Source organism: Pseudomonas sp. MEJ108 (assembly GCF_030208985.1).
Classification (GTDB): domain Bacteria; phylum Pseudomonadota; class Gammaproteobacteria; order Pseudomonadales; family Pseudomonadaceae; genus Aquipseudomonas; species Aquipseudomonas fragariae.
Map to the genome: position 1 here is coordinate 21,182 of NZ_JARVSW010000049.1, position 21,664 is coordinate 42,845.

The 21,664-nt window shown below is 61.1% G+C and carries 21 protein-coding genes and 2 pseudogenes; 4 read left to right on the forward strand and 19 right to left on the reverse strand.

Going from position 1 to position 21,664, the window contains the following annotated elements; all coding sequences use genetic code 11:
• Positions 1–7: 7 nt before the first annotated feature.
• The 15 genes and pseudogenes from phnP to QRN50_RS26010 all read right to left on the reverse strand — a co-directional run.
• Complete coding sequence (gene phnP, locus QRN50_RS20375) at positions 8–760, reverse strand: phosphonate metabolism protein PhnP (protein WP_024642918.1); 753 nt, start codon at positions 758–760, stop codon at positions 8–10.
• Entirely contained in the window at positions 751–1,317 is a 567-nt protein-coding gene (gene phnN / locus QRN50_RS20380; protein ID WP_003403600.1) for a phosphonate metabolism protein/1,5-bisphosphokinase (PRPP-forming) PhnN, read from the reverse strand. The genes phnP and phnN overlap by 10 nt, the downstream gene beginning before the upstream one ends.
• Positions 1,317–2,462 (reverse strand): alpha-D-ribose 1-methylphosphonate 5-triphosphate diphosphatase, encoded by a 1,146-nt coding sequence (locus QRN50_RS20385; protein ID WP_003403601.1) that lies wholly within the window; start codon positions 2,460–2,462, stop codon positions 1,317–1,319. The genes phnN and QRN50_RS20385 overlap by 1 nt, the downstream gene beginning before the upstream one ends.
• Complete coding sequence (phnL, locus tag QRN50_RS20390) at positions 2,456–3,172, reverse strand: phosphonate C-P lyase system protein PhnL (RefSeq protein ID WP_058399484.1); 717 nt, start codon at positions 3,170–3,172, stop codon at positions 2,456–2,458. The genes QRN50_RS20385 and phnL overlap by 7 nt, the downstream gene beginning before the upstream one ends.
• Before the next feature lie 41 nt (positions 3,173–3,213).
• Positions 3,214–4,035, reverse strand: a complete 822-nt coding sequence (phnK, locus tag QRN50_RS20395; RefSeq protein ID WP_003403603.1) for a phosphonate C-P lyase system protein PhnK — start codon at positions 4,033–4,035, stop codon at positions 3,214–3,216.
• On the reverse strand, positions 4,032–4,919 hold the full coding sequence (locus QRN50_RS20400; RefSeq protein ID WP_003403604.1) for an alpha-D-ribose 1-methylphosphonate 5-phosphate C-P-lyase PhnJ: 888 nt from the start codon (positions 4,917–4,919) through the stop codon (positions 4,032–4,034). Before QRN50_RS20400 ends, phnK begins: the two co-directional genes overlap by 4 nt.
• A complete protein-coding gene (locus QRN50_RS20405; RefSeq protein ID WP_024638435.1) occupies positions 4,916–5,995 on the reverse strand; it encodes a carbon-phosphorus lyase complex subunit in 1,080 nt (359 codons plus the stop codon). The genes QRN50_RS20400 and QRN50_RS20405 overlap by 4 nt, the downstream gene beginning before the upstream one ends.
• Positions 5,995–6,591, reverse strand: a complete 597-nt coding sequence (phnH, locus tag QRN50_RS20410; protein WP_058399483.1) for a phosphonate C-P lyase system protein PhnH — start codon at positions 6,589–6,591, stop codon at positions 5,995–5,997. The genes QRN50_RS20405 and phnH overlap by 1 nt, the downstream gene beginning before the upstream one ends.
• Positions 6,591–7,055, reverse strand: coding sequence for a phosphonate C-P lyase system protein PhnG (gene phnG / locus QRN50_RS20415; RefSeq protein WP_058399482.1), 465 nt, complete (start codon positions 7,053–7,055; stop codon positions 6,591–6,593). The genes phnH and phnG overlap by 1 nt, the downstream gene beginning before the upstream one ends.
• Positions 7,056–7,069: 14 nt before the next feature.
• Positions 7,070–7,789: a phosphonate metabolism transcriptional regulator PhnF gene (gene phnF / locus QRN50_RS20420; RefSeq protein ID WP_024642913.1), complete on the reverse strand. Its 720-nt coding sequence runs from the start codon at positions 7,787–7,789 to the stop codon at positions 7,070–7,072.
• A 36-nt stretch (positions 7,790–7,825) separates the two neighbouring features.
• Complete coding sequence (phnE, locus tag QRN50_RS20425; RefSeq protein WP_011267540.1) at positions 7,826–8,614, reverse strand: phosphonate ABC transporter, permease protein PhnE; 789 nt, start codon at positions 8,612–8,614, stop codon at positions 7,826–7,828.
• Between the two features lie 28 nt (positions 8,615–8,642).
• The gene (gene phnD / locus QRN50_RS20430) at positions 8,643–9,653 is read right to left on the reverse strand and encodes a phosphonate ABC transporter substrate-binding protein (protein WP_011267539.1); all 1,011 of its coding nucleotides are present in this window, start codon (positions 9,651–9,653) and stop codon (positions 8,643–8,645) included.
• 44 nt (positions 9,654–9,697) lie between these two features.
• Entirely contained in the window at positions 9,698–10,531 is an 834-nt protein-coding gene (phnC, locus tag QRN50_RS20435) for a phosphonate ABC transporter ATP-binding protein (protein WP_011267538.1), read from the reverse strand.
• 227 nt (positions 10,532–10,758) lie between these two features.
• Positions 10,759–11,523, reverse strand: a complete 765-nt coding sequence (locus tag QRN50_RS26005; RefSeq protein WP_370661143.1) for a methyl-accepting chemotaxis protein — start codon at positions 11,521–11,523, stop codon at positions 10,759–10,761.
• A 93-nt stretch (positions 11,524–11,616) separates the two neighbouring features.
• Positions 11,617–12,648 (reverse strand): annotated as a pseudogene (locus QRN50_RS26010) (HAMP domain-containing protein); the annotation flags it as partial.
• A 333-nt stretch (positions 12,649–12,981) separates the two neighbouring features.
• Between QRN50_RS26010 and QRN50_RS20445 the strand changes: the two are divergent.
• The 3 genes from QRN50_RS20445 (at position 12,982) to QRN50_RS20455 (ending at position 16,415) form a co-directional block, all read left to right on the forward strand.
• A complete protein-coding gene (locus tag QRN50_RS20445; RefSeq protein ID WP_024638442.1) occupies positions 12,982–13,809 on the forward strand; it encodes an HDOD domain-containing protein in 828 nt (275 codons plus the stop codon).
• Positions 13,810–13,979: 170 nt separating this feature from the next.
• A complete protein-coding gene (locus QRN50_RS20450) occupies positions 13,980–15,950 on the forward strand; it encodes a DNA topoisomerase III (RefSeq protein WP_096126679.1) in 1,971 nt (656 codons plus the stop codon).
• A 63-nt stretch (positions 15,951–16,013) separates the two neighbouring features.
• On the forward strand, positions 16,014–16,415 hold the full coding sequence (locus QRN50_RS20455) for a RidA family protein (protein WP_011267535.1): 402 nt from the start codon (positions 16,014–16,016) through the stop codon (positions 16,413–16,415).
• Positions 16,416–16,422: 7 nt separating this feature from the next.
• Here QRN50_RS20455 and QRN50_RS20460 read toward each other — a convergent pair whose 3' ends face one another.
• The 4 genes and pseudogenes from QRN50_RS20460 to QRN50_RS26020 form a co-directional block, all read right to left on the reverse strand.
• Complete coding sequence (locus QRN50_RS20460; protein ID WP_024638445.1) at positions 16,423–16,734, reverse strand: DUF6482 family protein; 312 nt, start codon at positions 16,732–16,734, stop codon at positions 16,423–16,425.
• Between the two features lie 179 nt (positions 16,735–16,913).
• Positions 16,914–18,710 (reverse strand): methyl-accepting chemotaxis protein, encoded by a 1,797-nt coding sequence (locus QRN50_RS20465; protein ID WP_058399479.1) that lies wholly within the window; start codon positions 18,708–18,710, stop codon positions 16,914–16,916.
• A gap of 162 nt (positions 18,711–18,872) precedes the next feature.
• Positions 18,873–19,736 carry a methyl-accepting chemotaxis protein gene (locus QRN50_RS26015; protein ID WP_373605097.1) on the reverse strand — a complete coding sequence of 288 codons (864 nt, stop codon included), beginning with the start codon at positions 19,734–19,736 and terminating at the stop codon, positions 18,873–18,875.
• A pseudogene (locus QRN50_RS26020) lies at positions 19,731–20,486 on the reverse strand (MCP four helix bundle domain-containing protein); the annotation flags it as partial. The pseudogene QRN50_RS26020 and the gene QRN50_RS26015, both read right to left, overlap by 6 nt.
• Before the next feature lie 205 nt (positions 20,487–20,691).
• Here QRN50_RS26020 and QRN50_RS20475 point away from each other — a divergent pair.
• Complete coding sequence (locus QRN50_RS20475) at positions 20,692–21,636, forward strand: DNA/RNA non-specific endonuclease (protein ID WP_003407890.1); 945 nt, start codon at positions 20,692–20,694, stop codon at positions 21,634–21,636.
• The last annotated feature ends 28 nt before the right edge of the window (positions 21,637–21,664 follow it).

Genomic DNA, 21,664 nt, shown 5'->3' on the forward strand with positions numbered 1-21,664 from the left:
ACGTCGCTCAGACCACCGTCATACCATCCCTCCCCACCACTACATTGCCCGGCAACTGTTTGGAGTGCCTCATCAACCACGCATCCAGCGTATGGCCGACGTGCGTCAGCACCGCCCTGCCCGGTCGCAGCCACTCGATGGTTTGCAGCGCCAGGGTCAGGTCGTTGTGATTACGCGGCGGCTGAGGCTGTGGAGGCATCGAGCAGTCGAGCACCAGCAGATCCAGCGGTGCACGTTGCAGGTACTCGCGGGTGTCGTCGGGCAGGCCGACGGTGTCGGTCAGGTAGGCAAAACGTTGCCCGTCACCTTCGAACAGGTAGCCGAACGTAGGCTTTGAGTGCGTCAGTGGCAGCGCTGTGACCTGCAACGCGCCCAGTGCACGGCGTTCGAAGGCCGCGAATGGCTGGCTGAAATCCAGAATGCCAGGGTGCTTGTAGAGGTCGGCCAGGCCTTCCGGATCCGCCGGGCCGTGCACCGGAATCACCAGCCCCTGGCCCCAGCGCAGGTGCAACAGCCCCTGCGCATGGTCGGCGTGGTAATGCGTCTGCAGAATCCCGCTCAGGCTGCGCGGCGGGAAACGCTCGGTGAGGTCGGTCAGGCCACTGTCGATCAACCAGCGCTGGTCGGCGCACTCGATCAGCGCGCTGCACGGCAAGCGGCGCAGATCATGATTGGTCCGCGCGGCAGCACACGCCACACACTGACAACCGTAGACCGGCACCTGCCGGGCGTCACCGGTGCCCAACAGGGTCAGGCGCATGCGTGACGCTTGTCGAGCAGGCCGAGCAGCGTGGCAACGGTGTGTTGCAGGTCAGCGGAATTATCCAGCGGGAAGACCTGCGGGTTGCTCGCCAGCAAATCTCCGGCAAAGCGCGAGTTGCGCGCAAGGCGCTCCTCGATTTCCGCGAGGCTTTCCCGGTTGCGTGCCAGCAGGCGCTTGCGCAACACCTCCTGATTGACCGTCAGCAACACCGCCAGCAGCGTGGGATAGCGCGCCTGCGCCTTTTGCAGATGCGCCCGGGAGCCGTTGATCAGGACGTCATGGCCTTCCAGCAGCCACTGATCGATCTCGACGGGAATGCCGTAGTGCAGACCATTGGCCTGCCAGCTCAGGGCGAACGCGCCTCGCTCGCGCATCTGCTCGAACTGCTCGACAGTCACCGCCTGCGCCGCCTCGCCCACCGCTTCGGCGGAACGGGTGATGACCCGCCGAACGATCCGGCAATCACGTTGCGCCAAGGTATCCCGGGCCGCGTCCAGCAGGCTGTCCTTGCCTGATCCGGACGGCCCGATGAGATAGATCAACCTGCCAACCATCAAAACACCCTCTTGCCTTGTCGCCAGACCTTGTCGATAACCGGCAGGCCGGCATGATCACGTGCCTGGATCAGATCTGCGCGCAGCCCGACACGTATTTCACCACGATCCGCCAACCCGGCAGCCACGGCCGGCGTGTGGCTGACCATGTTGATCGCCTGCGGCAGGTCACATGCGTTGTCCTGAGCGGCGAGCATGAATGCAGCCTGCAACAAGCTGGCCGGGTAGTAATCGCTGGACAGAATATCCAGCAGCCCGTCCGTGGCCAGCGATGCTGCCGCCACGTTACCGGAGTGCGAGCCGCCGCGCACGATGTTCGGTGCGCCCATCAACACGCTCATGCCCAGTTGCCGACAGCCACGGGCCGCTTCGAGTGTGGTCGGGAACTCGGCGATGTTCATGCCGAAACCCGCCGACTCCTCGACATGCGCCATGGTTGCATCGTCGTGGCTGGCAATCGACAGGCCGCGCGCCAGGCACAGTTCGACGATCGCACGCCGGTAACGGTCGGCGTACTCGTTGGAGTTGGCCACCTGTTCAACGATGAAACGGTCCATTTCCTCGTTGTTCATGTGGTACTTGCCCATGTAGTACTCGCGGTACTTGGACTCCAGGGCAAACTGACGCTGGCCGGGCGCGTGGTCCATCACCGAGACCAGTTGCACCAGTGGCTGGTCCACCAGATCGCGAAACACGCTCAAGGTATCCGGGTGGCTGACCTCGCAGCGCAGGTGCAGCAGGTGCTCGGCACGAGTCAGGCCTGCCGCGTTGGCGTCGGCAATCGCCTGCAGCATGGCGGGCAATTGTTGCATGCGCTTGCCTTTGGGGTTGATGTCGCCGATCGACAGTGCGTCGAACACCGTGGTGATCCCCGCCGCGACGATTTGCGCATCGTGGCTGATCACCGCCGACATCGACGGCCAGTCGACACCCGGACGCGGCGACAGGTGCTTTTCGAGGTTGTCGGTGTGCAATTCCACCAGCCCCGGCAGCAGGTAATCGCCCTGCATGTCCTGAGCCTGACTCAACTGGCTGCATCCACTCTCGACCTCGGCAATCAGGCCGTCACGGACCACCACAGTGCCGGTGAATACCTGCTCGGCCGTCACCACGCGGGCGTTACTGAAAACCTGTTCGTTCAGCATTGCAGCAACTCCTTGGCGGTGAGGTCCACCGGGGTCATGTCGAGTTGACGATTGGCGACTGCCTCGCGGGCATCGCGGTCATGGAAAATACCGATCAGGGCTGCACCGGCCTGTTTGGCCTCGTCGACCAGCTCCAGCACCACCCGGCGGTTGGCGTCGTCCAGCGACGCAGTCGGTTCGTCGAGCAGCAGCACCGGCCATGGCACCATGAATGCGCGCGCGATGTTGATGCGCTGCTGTTCGCCACCGGAAAACGTACTGGGCGCCAGCGGCCACAAACGCTGCGGAATGTTCAGCCGCCCCAGCAGCAGTTGCGCGCGATCCTGCGCCTGCTCACGGGACCAGCCGCGCGCCAGGGCCGGTTCCATGACCACGTCCAGGCTGGACACACGCGGGATCACGCGCAGGAACTGGCTGACGTAGCCGAGTGTCTTGCGTCGCACCTCAAGCACCTGGCGCGGGGTTGCGCCAACCAGTTCAGTCCACTCGCCTTCATGCTGCACGCGAATGCTGCCGGCGGCAGGCAGGTAATTGCCGTACAGGGTGCGCAGCAGCGTGCTTTTGCCCGCGCCGGATTGCCCGCTGAGCACCAGGCACTCGCCAGCGCGCACCGAGAAATTCAGACCGCGCAGCACATTGAGGACCACGCCGTTGTGCTGATGCAGGGTGAAGGTTTTCGACAGGTCACGGACCTCGATCAACGTTGTCATCGGGCTCACCTCTTCTGTACAGGCTGTTCGGACAGTGCGGCTCATGGCTGCAATACCGAGGACACCAGCAGTTGCGAATACGGGTGCTGCGGGTCATCGAGAATCTGGTCGGTCAGGCCGCTTTCGACCACTTCCGAGCGACGCATGACCATCAGCCGGTCAGCCAGCAGCCGCGCGACCGCCAGATCATGGGTGACGATGACCACGGCCAGATCCAGTTCGCGCACCAGCCCGCGCAACAGATCGAGCAAGCGGGCCTGCACCGACACGTCGAGCCCGCCGGTGGGTTCGTCCATGAACACCAGCCTGGGGCTGGAGACCAGATTGCGGGCGATTTGCAGGCGCTGCTGCATGCCGCCGGAAAAGGTCCGCGGCAAGTCGTCGATGCGCTGCGGATCGATCTCCACCTGGGTCAGCCAGTCCAGCGCGGCACCGCGCAACTGCTGATAATTGCGTACCCCCTGCGCCATCAGACGCTCGCCGATATTGGCGCCGGCCGACACGCCCATGCGCAGACCATCGCGCGGATTCTGTTCGACAAAGCCCCACTCGGTGCGCAGCAACGTGCGCCGCTGCGCCTCACTGGCGCTGTACAGGTCGAACCAGTCGCCCTCCTTGCTGCGATAGTCGATGCTGCCGCGGTCCGGCGGGCAACGTCCGCTCAACAGCGAGAGCAGCGTGGATTTCCCCGAGCCGGACTCGCCAACGATGCCCAGCACTTCACCGGGATACAGATCGAAACTGACGTCCTGACAGCCCTTCTGCACACCGTACAGACGGGTCAGACCGCGTACCTTGAGCAGCGGCTGCACAGCCTCGGGAAGGCGCTCGCCCGCCGGGTCCAGTGAACGTGCACTGATCATCGGTCGTTCTCCTGCTGTTTGACGCGCTGGGCGCAGTAATCGGTGTCGGAACAGACAAAGCTCTGCGTCCCGGCATCGTCGAGAATCAGCTCGTCGAGAAAGGAATCATGGCTGCCGCAAATAGCACAGCACTGCTCCCAGCGTTGCACCTCGAACGGGTGATCTTCAAAGTCCAGACTCACCACCTGCGTATACGGCGGCACGGCGTACAGACGCTTTTCGCGCCCCGCACCGAACAGCATCAATGCCGGGCTCATGTGCAGCTTGGGGTTATCGAATTTGGGAATCGGCGACGGGTCCATCACATAGCGTTCATCGACCATCACCGGGTAGGCGTAACTGGTGGCGATATGGCCGAAAGTGGCGATGTCCTCGTAGAGTTTGACGTGCATGACGCCGTAATCATCCAGCGCGTGCATGGTCCGGGTCTCGGTTTCCGAGGGCTCGATGAAACGCAGCGGCTCGGGAATCGGCACCTGATAGACCATGATCTGATCGGCGTGCAGCGGTGTTTCCGGGATCCGGTGACGGGTCTGGATAACCGTCGCCTCGGGCGTGCGTTCGGTGGTGGCGATGCCGGCCGTGCGGGCAAAGAAACGCCTGATCGAGACCGCGTTGGTGGTGTCGTCAGCGCCCTGGTCGATGACCTTGAGCACATCATCGGCGCCCAGGATCGCCGCGGTCAGTTGCATCCCGCCGGTGCCCCAGCCATACGGCAGCGGCATTTCGCGGCCGCCGAACGGCACCTGATAACCGGGGATCGCCACCGCCTTGAGCAAGGCGCGGCGAATCATGCGTTTGGTCTGCTCGTCCAGATAAGCGAAGTTGTAGGCCTCGTCCCGTGCAGGCCTTTGCTGTGCGGTGTTCGTCGGTGCATGAGTCATTGGTCGCTCCCCGGTTTCGGTGCAGACGTGCGCAGCTTGCGAATCAGCTCCAGTTCGGACTGGAAGTCCACGTAATGCGGCAGCTTGAGGTGCGAGACGAAACCCGCCGCTTCAACGTTGTCGCAGTGCGCCAGGACGAACTCTTCCTGCTGGGCTGGTGAGACGATCTCTTCATTGAATTCCTCAGCGCGCAGCGAACGGTCCACCAGTGCCATGCCCATCGCCTTGCGCTCCGCGTTGCCGAACGCCAGACCGTAACCGCGGGTAAACTGCGCGGGTTCGCTGGCCGAGCCGACGAACTGATTGACCATCTCGCATTCGGTGACTTCGATGTCGCCAATCACGATCGGGAAGCCCAGTTCTTCAGGTTCTATCCAGACTTCCACCTCACCGATACGGATTTCCCCGGCGAACGGGTGATTGCGGCCATAACCGCGCTGGGTCGAATAACCCAGCGCCAGCAGAAACCCCTCATCGCCACGCGCCAGCGCCTGCAGGCGCTGGGCACGAGTGGCGGGATACTCCAGGGGCTCGCGGGTGATGTCCGCTACGCGTTCGCCATCGTCGACTTCGGGCTTCATCAGCCCTTCTTTGGCCAGCAACCCGAGCACTCGCGGACAGGGCTCCAGCGTGGCGTGCGGGGTGACTTCCGGGCCCGGGTGCTCACCTTCGGCCAGCAAGGTGAAATCCAGCAAACGGTGGGTGTAGTCGAAGGTCGGCCCCAGCAATTGACCGCCGGGGAGGTCCTTGAACGTGGCCGACAAGCGACGGTTGAGCTGCATGTCCGAGGTGTCGATGGGCAGGCTGGCGCAGAAGCGCGTCAGCGTGGTGCGGTAGGCGCGCAGCAGGAAGATCGCTTCGATCAGATCGCCCGCCGACTGCTTGATCGCCAGTGCAGCCAGTTGCGGGTCGTAAAGCGACCCTTCGCTCATGACCCGTGCTACCGCCAGCGGCAGTTGCTGACGGATCTGCTCGACGTCGAGTTCAGCGATGCCGGTGTCGCCACGACGCCTGCTGGCCAGCAGGCGGTGAGCGTTATCGATGGCCTGTTCGCCACCCTTGACCGCGACGTACATCAGGCACACTCCTGCACGCGAGTGCTGCGTGGCAAGCCGAGCAGTCGATTGCCCGAGACCAAGAACACATCCAGCCCGCAAGGAAAAACATTACGCGCTTCACGTGCGGCCCAGAAACCTTGATCCAGCGGCAGGGCCACCGAATGGTGTCGCTCGATGCCCGGACCGCTCCAGGCAAGCATCCGCCCGCCTTGCAGGTCAGGCAGCTGGATCAGCAAGGTGCAGGACTGATCCGGGTAGCGGTCATTGCCGGTATCGAAATCGTGCAGTTGCAGGGCCGTCGCCGCATCGAGCAACGCGAAGCGCGCTGCGTGCCGCTCAGTGACAATCGGGCTGCCGCAATGAAAGGCAATGTTCGCGCGAATCGCCGGGGTATCGAATGCCGGTGCCAGCCACACTGGCGTGTCCAGGTCCAGCAACGCCAGGCACAAGGCGTGGGTTGCACTGTCCAGGCCCTGCAAGGCCGGCGGCTGATGCGCGGTGGGCAAGGTCTGGATCACGCCCGGCCCGGACAACGCCTTGAGGGCGACACGAAAACTGCGCTGGGCATCCAGTACCGGATCGCTGAAGGCAGGTTGCAAAAGAACGGCGTTCATCAGTCTTCTCCTCGGACCAGGGTAAAGAATTCGACTTTGGTTGCCGCGGCCTCGGCGTCCTTGCGCGCCCGACGCTCGGCTTGTGCACGCGCCAGCGGCTCGATCAGTTCGGACAGCCACCAGGCCTGCTGCGCGCCTTGCAAATGCGCGTCGGCCAGCGCCGCCAGTTCAGCGTGGCGCTTGTCGCGTCCCGCCAGATAGCTGTAGCCGGTGCGCCCATCAGCCAGACGCACCACACAGCGCGTCACGCTCATTTCGCCAAGGTTGAAGGCTGAACCGGTGCCGCCCATACGGCCACGCACCAGGGTCATGCCGATTTCCGGGGCGCGGATCATCTGGTAATCGGTGTCGCGCAGCGCCCCTTCGTGGCGGTTTAACTGCTCGCGGCTCGGCTGATCGGCATGAGCGCGGGCCAGTACGCCCATCCAGTGCTGACGCGCCGTTGTTTCGGGAGTTGCTTGCATGGAACACCTCGGTGTCAGGTCGTCTTGAAAGGAGTCGCCACTTGATACTGGAAGCGATCGGCGCGGCTGACCGAGCGGGAAAGCTCCACCGGCAGCCCCGCCGCGTCGCAGGAAACCGTCAGTACGGTCAGCGCCGGCATGTGTCGGGGCATCAGCAACCACGCGGCCTCTTCACGGGACGGCAGGCGGGCGCCGATCAGGCTCTGCGCACGGCTCAACGGCAACTCGCGCTCGGCCAGGTATTGGCGCACCGAGCCGCCGCGGTAATCGGCCAGCAAATCGCTGTAGCGGGCGCTGTAGCGGTGGAAGATCAGGCTGACCGCCTGGCCGTCCAGTTTGCGCAGTGTCTGCAGTTCGATCAGCGGCGCGTGCTCGTCCACTCCCAGATGCCGGGCATCTTCACGGCTGGCCTGACATTCCTGACGACGCAGCAGGATCGCTTCCACGCCCAGGCCCTGCGCCGACCAGGATTTGCTGTAGGCGCTGTCAGCCTGCATCGGGTAAATCAGCGGACGCTCCAGCACCTGAGTGCCTTTGCCCTGACGTCGCAACACGCTGCCCTCACGCACCAGTTCATCGACCGCGCGGCGAATGGTGTGGCGGTTGACGCTGAAGCGCTCGGCCAGCTGGAATTCGGCGGGCAGGAAATCGCCGGGCTGATAGGTGGTCAGCTCTTCACGCAAAATGTTGGCGAGCTCGCGGTACATCGGACTATCTTGTCTAGACAACTGCATGATTAAAAAAAGTGTTCATTGAACACCCCTCTTCTGTCAGATGAATTGCTTGCGCAGGCGCTGCGACATGATGTCGATGACGCTTACCACAACGATGATCACCAGCAGCACGGCGCTGGTCTGGACGAACGCAAAAGCGCGAATGTTTTCCCAGAGAATAACCCCGATGCCGCCTGCGCCGACCATTCCTACCACGGTTGCCGAGCGCACATTGGATTCGAACCGGTACAGAGCATAGGAGATCCACAGCGGCATGACCTGCGGAATGACCCCGTAGATGACTTCCTGCAAGGCGCTGGCACCGGTGGCGCGCACCCCTTCGACCGGTCCGGGCTCGATGGCTTCGACAGCTTCAGCGAACAGTTTGGCGAGGACCCCGGTGGTGCTGATCCACAGCGCCAGCACCCCGGCGAACGGCCCCAGCCCGACGGCGACCACGAACAGCATCGCAAAGACCATCTCGTTGATCGAACGAAAAGCGTCCATGCAGCGCCGCAGCGGCAGATGAATCCACCACGGCGTGATGTTCTCGGCGCACAGAATGCCCAGCGGTATGGAGCAGACAATCGCCAGCGCCGTGCCCCACAGAGCGATCTGGATAGTCACCAGCATTTCCTTGAGGTAACTGCGCCACTCACGGAAGTCTGGGGGAAAGAAATCGGCGGCGAATGTGGCCATGTTCGACGAGTCGCGAACCAGTGCCATCGGGTTCATTTCTGCGCCGTGCCAGGCCCAGGCCAGTGCAGCGAGCAACAGGCCCCAGCCCAGATAACGGGACCTGTTGGGTTTGCCCGCAACCTGGGTATAGGCAACGTGAGTGGTCATGACGAACTCCTGATCGTGAACGGCGGGCTCAACCTGCGGAGCTGCCTGCGGTTTTCTGGTTCAGCTCGGTGATACGCTCCTGCAACTTGCTCAGGCTGGCATCGATCTCCTTGAGACGGGTGGCTTTCTCCTGCTCATCCAGCGTGGTGCTGGCCACCACTTCGGTGCGCTGCTTGAACAGTTCGAGCTGGCGAATGGGCAACAACTGGTCGTCGCTGGACTTGAGGAACTTGCCCATCTGCATGTTCTTCAGGACGGTTTTCTCTTCATCGGTATCGCCGTAACTGGTGAAGAATTCACGAATCCTGGCCTTGTCCTGGTCCGACAGCGCCTTGCTCCAGACAATCGGGTCGGCCGGGATCAGCGGCGATTTCCAGATCACCTTGAGTTGCTCGACCTTGTCGGGCTGGGTCACGGCCAGGCGATCCCAGCTTTCGGTGTTGAAGGTCGCAACGTCCAGCTGCCCCTTGGCAACACTCAGGGCGTTGACTTCATGACTGGAGTTCAAGGTGCGCTTGAAGGCGGTGGACGCATCGACGTGGTTTTTCGCAAACACGTAATAACCTGGCACCAGATAGCCCGAAGTGGAGTTCGGGTCACCGTTGCCGAAGGTCAGGCTCCTGGCGTTCTTGAGCATGTCTTCGACGCTATTGATCGGGCTGTCCTTGCGCACGATCAGCAGGCTCCAGTAGCCCGCGTCACCGTTGGCGGCCGAGGTCTGGGCAAAGATCTCGCCGTTGGAGCGGTCCACCGCTTCCATCGCCGCCTTGTTGCCCAGCCAGGCCACGTCCACCTTGTTGAAGCGCATGCCCTGAATCAGGCCGGCGTAGTCCGAGGCGAAGGTGGCGTTGACCTTAAGACCGGTCTTGCGGCTCATGTCATCGAGAAACGGCTGCCAGATACTTTTCAGGTTTTGCGAAGACTCGGTGGACATGATGCCGAAATTGATGGCTTTTTCTTCTGCGGCCTGGACCGTGCCCAACGCGCAGGCAGTCAGCAAGGCGGCAGAGGCGAGAAGACGACCGATACGCTTGAACATGCAGGCTCTCCGGAAAATGTCAGGTGGGGGATGTTGAAGCGACGTCAGACCTTGGCCAGCGTGAGGCGGGCTTTTTGCCGCACGCGCTGGCTTCGCTCGGTGATCATCAGACTCGCATCCGCGTCAGCACCGTAGAGGTCGTTGAGGAACTGTTTGCTGAGGTCCTGCGCCTGGCCATCAAAATGGATGCGCCCGGACTTGAGGGCCACAGCACGCGGGCAATAGCGCACGGCATAATCGACCTGATGCAGGGTCACCACGACCGTCTTGCCGTCGCGGCGGTTGATGTCGGCGAGAATTTCCATGACACGTCGGGCCGATTCCGGGTCCAGCGAGGCAATCGGTTCGTCGGCGAGGATCACTTCGGCGCGCTGGGTCAAGGCACGGGCAATCGCCACCCGCTGCTGCTGTCCGCCGGACAGGGTCGAAGCCCGTTGCGCAGCAAGGTCTGCCAGCCCGACCCTTTCCAGCGCGACCATCGCACGCTGTTTTTCCTCGTTATTGAACAGCGCCAGACTGCCGCGCCAGCGCGGCATGCGCCCCAGGCAACCGAGCAGGACGTTGTCGAGCACGCTGAGGCGGTTGACCAGATTGAATTGCTGAAAGATATAGCCGATATCGGCGCGCAAACGTCGCACCTGGCTGTTGAGGCGACCGGAGGACTGAACCTCGCGCCCCAGTACCTGAACCTGACCGCCATTGCTGCGATCACAGCACGCCAGGCCGGCGAGATGCCGAAGCAGCGTTGACTTGCCCGAACCGGAAGCGCCAATCAGCGCAACCATCTCGCCGGGTTGTATAGACAACGCAAGGTCAATGAGCGCGCTTTTGTGGGAAAAGGTCTTGTTCAGGCCTTGTACATGAATGGCTTCGTTCATGAGGCTTCTCGGTCTGCACACAACCCGGGACAGGTCGCATTCGGTTGTCAACCAAACTGAACCTGTGTTGTTGCAGCCTCATGAAGCTCGAATGACGGGGTCATAACAGTTTGTCGCAGATGTTGTTGCGATGCGCACATGGTCAGCGATGCAGGGCGTCGGGATGCGATTCCAGATGCTCTGTCTGCGCCGCCCGGGTATGAGCAACGGCGCAGAGAGTGGCCGGATCAGATCCGGAAGCTGCCTACCAGTTGCTGCAGACGGGCAGCCTGCTCTTCCAGCGAGTTGCAGGCTTCCAGGGTCTGGCGCAGGTTGTCGACACCCAGCTGGTTGAGGGTGTTGATGTGAGTGATGTCGACATTGATCGACTCGACCACCGAGGTCTGTTCCTCGGTTGCCGCCGCGACCGACTGGTTCATGCCGTTGATCTCTTCGATACGGCGGGTCACGCTGCCCAGACGCTCGCCGGCCAGGTTGGCGATGCCGACGCTGTCCTCGCTCTGACGCTGGCTCTCGGTCATGTTGGTCACTGCGTCGCGAGCGCCGACCTGCAGCTCTTCGATCATGGTCTGCACTTGCTGGGCAGAATCCTGAGTGCGATGCGCCAGGTTGCGTACTTCGTCGGCCACTACCGCGAACCCGCGCCCTGCTTCACCGGCACGCGCTGCTTCGATGGCTGCGTTGAGCGCCAGCAGGTTGGTCTGCTGGGAAATGCTGGTGATCACCTCGAGAATCTGCCCGATGTTGGCAGTCTTGCCATTCAGGCTTTCGATGTTCACGCACGACTCGCTGATCTTCCCGGACAGCTCGTTCATCGCCTTGATGGTCTGCTGCACGACGTTCTGGCCGTCGCTGGCCAGGCCGCTCGCATCGCTCGACTGCTGCGAGGTGCGTGCCGCATTCTGGGCGATTTCCTGGGCTGCTGCGCCCAGTTCGTTGATCGCCGCCGCCACGCTTTCGGTACGGTTGGCCTGCTGGTCGGAGTTGCCCATCGAGGCGTTGGAGACCTTGACCACCCGGGTGGCAACCTCACCCAATTGCGCGGCAGTCGAAGCCACTTCACGGATCGAGGTGTGAATACGCTCGACGAAACGGTTGAACGACTCGGCCAGTTCGCCGAACTCATCCTGCGAGGTGATTGCCAGACGCTTGGTCAGATCGCCCTCGCCGTCAGCGATGTCACGCATCGCCCGACCCATCTGATGCAAGGGTTGCATCAGCACGCGAATCAACAGGCCCAGCAGCAGGATGATCACCACCACCACTACCACCATGGCCGTGATGGCCGAGGCACGGAACTCGGCCAACATGGCATAGGCGGAATCCTGCTCGAGGACCAGTGCCACGTACCAGTTGGCCGTCGAAACACCTTGAACAGGCGTGAAGGAAATGATCTCCGGCTTTTTACCGGAGTCGATTTCAGTCACGCCGGTAGTAATTTTCGGAGTATTGGTCGGGTAGGCTTCACTGATGTTCTTGAGCACCAGTTTGCTGTCCGGATGCACCAGAATCTTGCCGTCGGCACTGACCAGAAATGCATAGCCATGGCCATCGAAGTTCAGCGAGTTGATGATCTTGGTGACGTTGTCCAGAGCGATATCAGCACCGGCCACGCCCACGAACTGATTCTGAAACTTGACCGGGGTGGCCATGGTCATGACCAGCTTGCCGGAGGATGCCGCGATGTAGGGTTCGGTCACAATGGTGCCCGGCGCATTCTGTGCCGCCTTGTACCAGCCACGCGCACGCGGATCGTAGTCAGCCGGGCGATTGGCCGACGGCACCGAGAACATTACGCCTTCGGTGCTGCCAAAGTAGCTCAGTTGAAAGCTTTCGCTGTAGGCAGGCAGGCCGATGGCGCGCTGCAACTGGGGCAGTTCCTTGCCATCCGCGGCGATTTGCTGCGACATCGACTGCAGCAATTGCATGCGGCTTTCCAGCCAGGTCTGAATGTTTTGTGTGGTGAGCGTACCCAGTTGTTGCAACTCGGACTTGACGCTGGATTTGAGCGACTGACGTTGTCGATAGTCATTGACGACAATGAACACACTGAACGCCACGACCACAATCAATGCGGCGGCGAGAAGGATCTTTTTGCTGAAACCCAGACTTTTCATAGCGGTTACTTCCACGGCAAAAAACCAATAAGGACGATCTCTGGATCGCCAATCAAACTTCACAACAGTGCCGTCTATTTCACGTTACAACCCACAGGCCGTTCAGCAACCGGAGCCGATACACCTGCCGCGGCGTCAATCACCAGACAGGTGCGAGTATCGAAACCTTACAGAGACGCTTGTATCGCCATATCGGCGCGATCCACGAGTCCTTGATTATTTTTTTCATCGTGCGTCGAGACATCCCTCCCACAATTGACACTCAAGCGTGCAGAACAGGAAAAACTGGCTATGGTTGAAATCATCCCCCGCCCTGCACAGGATGGCCCCGCCATGCCAAGTATCGAGCAACTTTTTGACGGTTTGCACAGCCTCCCGAGTATTCCCAAAGTGGCTCAGGACTTGATGCTGCAATTTGACAATCCCTCTTCGAACCTGGAAAGCATCGCCCGCAACATCGAGAAGGACCCGGTGATTGCCGCCAAGGTACTGCGCCTGGCCAACTCGGCACGCTTTCGCGGCTCGAGGGAATCCTCAAGTATCGAAGACGCGGCCATGCGCCTGGGTTTCAATACGCTGCGTACGCTGGTCATGGCCTCGGCAGTGACCGGTGCATTCAAGGCCGGGCCGAGTTTTGATCTCAAGGGGTTCTGGCTCAAAAGCTTTCAGGTGGCAGGAATCTGCCGGATGCTGGCGAAACAGACCGGCGTCGACCCTGAAATCGCCTTTACCTGCGGGGTCATGCATAACATCGGTGAGTTACTGATCCAGACTGGCGCACCCGATGTTGCCGAGCGTCTGAACAACGCCGCCAAAGCCGGAACGCCAGGGCGTGCGGCCAGCGAAACCCTGCAACTGGGTTTCAGCTACCCGGAGGTCGGTGCAGAACTGGCCAGTCGCTGGCATCTGCCCAAGGTCATTCAACAGGCTATCGCCTATCAGGCAACGCCGATGAAGGCACCGGCTGACGCATCGCTGCCGAGGATCGTCGCCCAGGCCATCACCATTTCGGATGCCCTGGAAGCTCACGGCGGCGCGACACCTCAGGCGCAGCAGGCGTCAGGCGGGCCGCTGATGGAAGGCATCGATCTGGACGCGCTGTTTGCCGGGCTGCCGGCGGTGCTGGAAGCCGACAAGGCATTTTCCGAATTGTTGAGCTGAGCCACCGGCAACTCTAGAGGCGGAACCGCGCAAGCGGGCATGGCGTCAGGCGGTCGATTGCAGCGGCCGCACAGCGCGTTTATCTGTATATCCATACAGATAAAACTTGCCCGCTACGCATTCAACGTTCATCCTTGCAGCCCTTGCACCGGTAATCGACGACGGTAGTCATGCGGCTGTTTCTCTGCGAAAAACCCTCCCAGGCCAAAGATATTGCGGCCGCGCTCGGCGCAACCCGGCGTGGCGACGGCTGCTGGGTGGGTGCCAATGCGACGGTAACCTGGTGCATCGGCCACCTGCTGGAAACCGCCCCGCCCGATGCCTACGATGCACGTTACAAACGCTGGGTACTGGAAGACCTGCCCATCGTGCCGGAAAAATGGAAGATGCTGGTCAAGCCCAGAACCGCCAGCCAGTTCAAGGCAGTCAAGCGGCTGCTGGGTGAAGCGACGGAGCTGGTGATTGCCACCGACGCCGACCGTGAGGGCGAAATGATCGCCCGCGAACTGATCGAGCACTGTCGCTATCGCGGGCCGATTCAGCGTTTGTGGCTGTCGGCACTGGATGACGCCTCGATCCGCAAGGCACTGGCGGCGCTCAAGCCCGGTGCCGATACGTTCAGCCTGTATCACTCGGCACTGGGCCGATCACGTGCCGACTGGCTGATCGGCATGAACATGAGCCGCCTGTTCACCCTGCTGGGTCGGCAATCCGGTTATCAGGGCGTCCTTCCGGTCGGCCGGGTACAAACCCCGACCCTGCGACTGGTGGTGGACCGTGATCGCAGTATCGCCAACTTTGTCCCGGCGCCCTATTGGGCTATCGACGTCAGGCTGCTGCATGACAATCAGGCGTTCATTGCCCAGTGGCGCGCACCCTCGGATGCCTGCGACGATCAGGACCGCTGCCTGAATCAGGCGCTGGCGCAACAGGCTGCGCAAGCGATGCGCGCCGCAGCCAGCGCACGGCTGGTCAAGCTGCGCACCGAGCGCATTCGCGAAGCGGCGCCCTTGCCGTTCGACCTGGGCACCCTGCAGGAAATCTGCTCGAAAAAGCTCGGGCTCGGCGCGCAGGAAACCCTGGACATCGCCCAGTCCCTGTATGAAACCCACAAGGTCATCACCTACCCGCGCAGCGATTGCGGATACCTGCCGAACAGTCAGCACGGTGAAGCCGCAGGCATCATCGCGGCGCTGTGCAAGGCCGATCCTGCGCTGGCAAACCTGTTGCCGCACCTCGACCCACAACGTCGGTCACGGGCCTGGAATGACAGCAAAGTGACGGCCCACCACGGCATCATTCCCACCGCAGCTGTACGCGGCGTAGAACGTCTGAGCGGTAAACCGCGAGCGGTGTACACCCTGATCAGGGCGCGTTATCTGGCTCAGTTTCTGCCCAACCATGAATACGACCGCACCCAGGCCGATTTCGACTGTGCAGGCCACGCGCTGCGTGCGGTGGGCAAGCAGATTGTCGAGCCGGGCTGGAAGCGTGCAATGCCCGAAGCGCTGGCCCCGGCCAAGGGTCGCGAAGCGCCTGCCCCGCAGCCGTTGCCGGCATTGTTTCAGGGCTGCGAGTGTGCAGTCGCCGAGGTCATCCTCAAGGACCTCTGGACCCAGCCGCCCAAGCCGTTCACCGAGGGAGACCTGATCAAGGCGATGAAGAACGTCGCCAAACTGGTGGAAGACCCGCTGCTCAAACAGAAGCTCAAGGACACCACCGGCATCGGCACCGAAGCCACCCGCGCCGGGATCATTCAAGGCCTGCTGGACCGTGGCTACCTGACCAAGCAGGGCAAGTCGCTGTGCGCAGCTCCGGCAGCCTTCAGCCTGATCGACGCCGTGCCCCGTGCCATCGCCGATCCGGGCACCACCGCCATCTGGGAACAGGCGCTGGACATGGTCCAGAGCGGCGAAATGAGCCTTGAAGAGTTCGTCGCCAAACAGGCGGCGTGGATGAGCAAACAGGTGAGCCGTTGCGTCGGCATGCGTATGAGCATCAGCGGACCGGCCAGCCCGGCAGGCGTTAAACCGCCCTGGAAGAAAAAACGCAAGACCACAACGCGCGTCGCCAAGACCGCCACAACGGACACTGCGGCGAAAAAGCCGCGGCGTGCTGTCAGACCGGCCGCCAAGGCGTAGGCCGCAACAGCGATAGCCAGACCAGCCATTGCACATTCAAGCGTTACGAACAGGTGTTACAACATGTCAGACCGAGAGCTCATCATCCCGCCCACCATGCAGTCGATCATGGACCGTGCAGGCTATGCGCCTGCGGTCAGGGTTGGCGATACCCTGTACTGCGCGGGCCAGGTGGGACGTACACGGGATATGGAGGTCATTCTCAACCCCGAGGCGCAATTCATCGCCTGCTGGGAGAATCTGCGCACGGTACTCGCCGAGGGCGGCTGCACCTTCGACGATATCGTCGACATGACCACTTATCACGTCGCCATGAGCGAACACATGGCGGTGTTTCGCGAGGTGAAAAACCGCATCTTCCCGCGTGGCCAGTGCGCCTGGACCTGCATCGGCGTGGCTGAGCTGGCACATCCAGGGCTGCTTCTGGAGATCAAGTGCATTGCGGTCAGGCGCAACAACGCCTGATCGGCAGTTACAGGCTGGAGCGCAAGGGTATCTCGTGCCGCGAAGCCTGTGCCCGAACGTCATCCAGACCGACCATCTCGTCATGCGCCACGGCCTGGGTCATGAACAGCTTCACGTCAGACACCGAAGACAGCACCTTGCGCGCTTCTTCCACCGAGGCAACGTGCAGGGTTTTTCCACTCGAGTCCTCCACCGGCACGGACTTGCCGTCGATCTTCGCGTGGAGCACGTAGGAACCGCCTTCCATGGAGATCAGATCGAGTTCACGAACCGTTTGATCCTTTACATGCTTGGTCAGGTCTTGAATGTTCAAAGTCACACCTCCGGTGGCGTTCTGGAAATCAGCGCCGCTTGAAAATGGAGCTTTTATTGGCACAAACGTTCAGTCGTTTCGGATCAGGCCAGCCTGCATGCGTTCTGCCATGGGTACATGAAACGGGTTAGGCGATATTACTGTGGGTCGGCATCGAGCATCGGGCGCGCACGTCGCGCCCCCGCTTATTTCCCCAGCAGCAGCGCGGCATCGAAGCCCATCCGCAAGTTGCCCCAGTGGCGCCCCTCGAAAAAGAACGGCACATCGATTTCGGTCATGATCTCGCCGGTATCGCGCAAGTAAGTCTGCAACAGAAAACGCTGCTTGTTGCCTGCAGCACGCAGGCCGATCGGGTCGGAGAACATGCGTTTGTTGCGGCACACCGGCAGGTCGACTTCGCGATTGCCGGTAGGTTTTTGCGATACCCAGCTGTTATTGACCGGGCAATAGCCTTTGCTGTCGACAATGAAGGTGACCTTGCCGCCGCGTGTGCCCTTGGTCAGCTTGTCGCATTCTTCCTGGCAGATTTGCGCAAAACGCTCGGTGTAACCGGTCGTGTATTGTTTGGGGTCTGTGCCCGGAATCAGCTTGTAACTCTGATCGAACAGATTGACACCCTGCTTGTGCAGCTCGGCCAGACGGACTTGCAGAATGTCACGGCACTGACTGGCGCGAGTAATCGCCGCATCCAGTTCGCCATGCCCAAGCACAAATCGCCCCAGCAACGCCTGCACCTGCTCGGCCACACTGGACAGATCCCGGGTGGCCGTCGCGGAGTGCTGCATGCGCTGGTCGATGGCCTGGCTATCGGAATAAATCCGCGTTACCCGTTCATTGATCCCCGTGTTTGTAGAGGCAAACTGCTGAATGTGCGCCGCGATGTCGGCGAGCTTGTCGTTGGTCGACTCGAAATCGCCGATCATGCTTTCGAAATGGCCGGACGCACGCTCCACCACCAGCTGGGTTTCGCGGGCGCTTTGGCTGATCTGAATGGTCTGTTCGTGTGTGGAGCTGACTTCCTGAAGCATGGCGTCGATGTTGCGCGAGATGTCGTCAGTGGCTTTGCTGACGTTTTGCGCCAGCGTGCGTACTTCGTCGGCCACCACCGCGAAACCTCGACCACTCTCCCCCGCCCGCGCCGCTTCGATGGCCGCATTGAGCGCCAGCAGGTTGGTTTGCGAAGAGATCTGCTGAATAAGCCCGACAATCGACTTGATGCTTGATGAACGCTCATTCAAGCCGGAGACCAACCCGCCGAACTCATTCAGGCTGCTGGATATCTGGCTGATGTTTCCGGTCACTTCCAGCAATTCGGCGTAAGAGTCGCGCGCCATGCTCAGGTTCTGCGCGGTGGTGCTGGAAATGCCCTGAGTCTGCTGCGAGACATCCTCGATGCTGCCCACTGCCATGTTGCTCTGGTCCATCACTTCTCTGGCGAAGCGGGCCTGATCGGTCGCGCTGTCGCTGGAATCACTGATGTTCTTCAGCGAACGCGCCGACTCGACGGCAATCTGTACCGTCAGCCCCTGAATGCTGCTGATGATCTCGCGCTGTTTGGCCAGAAAGAGATTGCAGGTACTGGCCAGCCCGCGAATTTCATCGTGAGTGAGCAACGGCAGATCCCTCGACAGATCACCTTCACCGCTGGCGACATCTTCGAGCGCGCGGGTCATGGACATCACCGGGCGCACGATCAGGTGGCGGAAATACCAGACCATGAAGCTGACCATGACCAGCGTGAACAGCGTGCTCAGCAAAATCGCATTGCTCAGCAGATCCAGCTGACTCTGGATCACGCCCAGCGCGGCCGGGTCCGTTTGTGTGCCGCGCAATTGCAGCATGATGTCGGAACGAATATTCAGCGCCACCCAATACAGCAAGGCGCTGACCAGGACCAGCAGGAAAAGGCTTGATAGCTTCTTGGTCAGCGTGTTGAAAAACTGCTTTTCAACTGACTCGTACAAAGCCTTTAACGTCTGCATTTTGCTGCTCCTGGGTACAAGGGTGATTCCGGTGCGATGGTTAACGTCTGTCGCTACCAAAGCTTTAATGCGTTCGCCTTCAGCGCAGGCGGAAAAACTTCAGCCACGCAGTTCACGGCGCTTTTAGCGCCGCAGAGTACTGCAGACCTGGGCAATTTGATATCACAGCTGAAAGCGATCGACCGATTGTGAAAGCTGTCCGGCCATTACCGACAGTTCGTCGGTGGTACTGGCGGTCTGGCCGATGACCCGGCTATTGCCCTCGGACATGCTGGCAATCATTTCTACCTGATGGGCGATTTCATTACTGGCCAGACTTTGCTCGCCAATGGTACGGGTGATGTCGTTGACCAACTGCGTGGTGCTCAACGTAGCATCCAGGATGTCGCTGATCGCACGTTCCACTTCGGCGGTGACCGCCATGCCCTTGTCGACCTGAGCGACACCGGCTTCCATGCTGGTAACCGCTTCGCGGGTGCTCTGCTGAATGCGCGCAACCATAGCGGTGATTTCCTGGGTAGACGCACTGGTGCGTCCGGCCAGGCTGCGCACCTCGTCGGCCACCACGGCAAAACCACGGCCCTGCTCGCCAGCACGGGCAGCCTCGATGGCCGCGTTGAGCGCCAGCAGGTTGGTCTGGTCGGCAATCCCCTTGATCACCTGAATAATATTGAAGATGCCTTCCGAGTCCTTGTCCAGCGTGCGGATCACCTGAGCCGACTGCTGTGCCGAACGGGCAATGCTGTCCATGTCACTGACCACCTGATGAATCACCCGACCGCCGTTCTTGGCCAGGGATTCGGCCTGACTGGCCATTTCCAGTGCCTGCCCGGCATGCCGGGTGATTTCTTCGATACTTGCGGTCATCTCGCTGGTCGCCGCCGACATGGTGCCGGCTGCCGAACTCTGTTGCCGGCTGCTGTCGGCCACCTCATGGCAACCACTGCTGAGCTGACGGCTCATGCCGCTGACGTCATTGGCATTGCTGCGCACCACTTCGATCATGCTGCGCAGGTCACGCTGCATGATCGCCAGGCTGCGAATCAGCATGCTGGCTTCGTCACGGCCACGGGACTCGGCAATGGGTTCGCTGAGGTTGCCATGAGCAATGCTGTCGGCAATACGACTGGCGGACGCAAGCGGGATCATGATGCTGCGCGTCACCCAATGCCCCTGGACCAGCAGCAGCAAAATACTGATCGAAAGCACGACCGCCAAGGTGAGATTGGCACTGCGGGTGGTCTGACGGGTGCGTTCGCCGCTGGCTTTGGAGTTGTCCTCGATCAGGTCACTCAAGGTCGACATCTGCCCCTCCAGTTGCGTGAAGGCGCTGGAGAACGTACCCAGTTCTTGCTGCGCACGGTCCGGGCTGTCGATGGCCAGCCCGACAATCCGCTCGCCTGCGCTGATATAAGCGTCGAGGCTTGGCTTTATCCTGCTCAGCTCCGCCTTGATGGCATCGGTGAGCGGCAGTTGCAGGTTATCGCTCACGACCTTGCGAAACAGTGCGGCATGCTCTTTCAGGGATGTCTGCACTTCGTCACGCGTGCTGTTGCTCCTGCCCAGACCAAACAGCATCGCCGACAGCACATCGGCACGCAGCGCGTCATGCATCATGTCGGCTTCCAGGTGATTGCCCAGCGCAGCCATGCTGACTTCACTGTCGAGCATCGCCGCCTCCATGCGCGTGTTACCCAGGTAGTTGACCAGGCTGATGATCATGACGGTCAGTACACTGGTGCCTATCAGCAAGAACAGACGTAGCTTTATCGACATCCTGTAGCCCTCCGGTCAATGAAATAACGCGAGCTGCGGATTGCTCTTATCAACAGCTTATCGACGCACGTTGCCAGATACTTAAGCCTATTTAACGGAATTTGCCGAATCGGCAGTCGATCATGTCGAACGTCCGGCCTGACGCCACTCTGTAACGCGTCTATGGTGAACTAAACACATTCAATCCCCCACAGGAGCAAGCACTGTGCCTGACAAGAAGTTCGCCATCGATCTCGCCTACCGTCCCCGCCTTGCCGACCTCAAACCGCTGACGTCGACGACCCCATTGCTCGAACCACAGGCGCTTGCCGCAGGACGCACCACACCAGCAAGCGACTTGAAAAAACGCACCGGCTATGCAGAGAACTTCCTCGGCGATTTTATCGTGCCCTGGCCGACTGCCGACGAGGAGCTTGCGCCTGACGTCTATCCTTTGAAGAACGCCGGCGATCGCCTCGATTACACGCACTTTTCCATCACCATGTCGCGCAGTCGGCGTCTGGCGCTGTATGTCGGCGTCAACATTGACGGTGCCAACAGTGTAGAGGTCAAGCGCAGCAAGGATTCCTGGGCATTTGACGGCCGTCTGCCCGCCGAGGCGCAGATTGGCGAGAGCGTGTATGCCGACAACCTGCTGGATCGCGGCCATCTGGTTCGGCGTCAGGACCCTAACTGGGGCAAGGAAGCCGAAGTTGCCAACAGCGACACCTTCCACTTCACCAACTGCTCGCCGCAGATGGGCGCGTTCAACCAGAAGACCTGGCTGGAACTCGAGGACTACATTCTCGACAACACACGACGCTGGAAATCACGGGTAACGGTGTTCACCGGCCCGGTGCTGCGCGACGACGACCGCAGCTACCGCAACGTCAAAATCCCTTCTGCATTCTGGAAGGTCGTGGCGTTTCTCGGTGATGACGGCAAGCCTTCGGCCAGCGCCTACATGATCGACCAGACCCGCGAGCTGGGTAAGCTGGACATCATGTTCGGCCCACTCAAAACCTGGCAACGCAGCGTCGCGCAGATCGAACAACTCACCGGCATTCGCTTTGGCGACCTGTCCAGCTACGACGGCTTCTCCAACGAAGAACGCCTGACCGGCACACGCATCGAAGCCCAGATCCGCGGACCGCAGGATATTCGAGTCTGACTTGCCGGTAAGCGCGCCCTGCTCCATG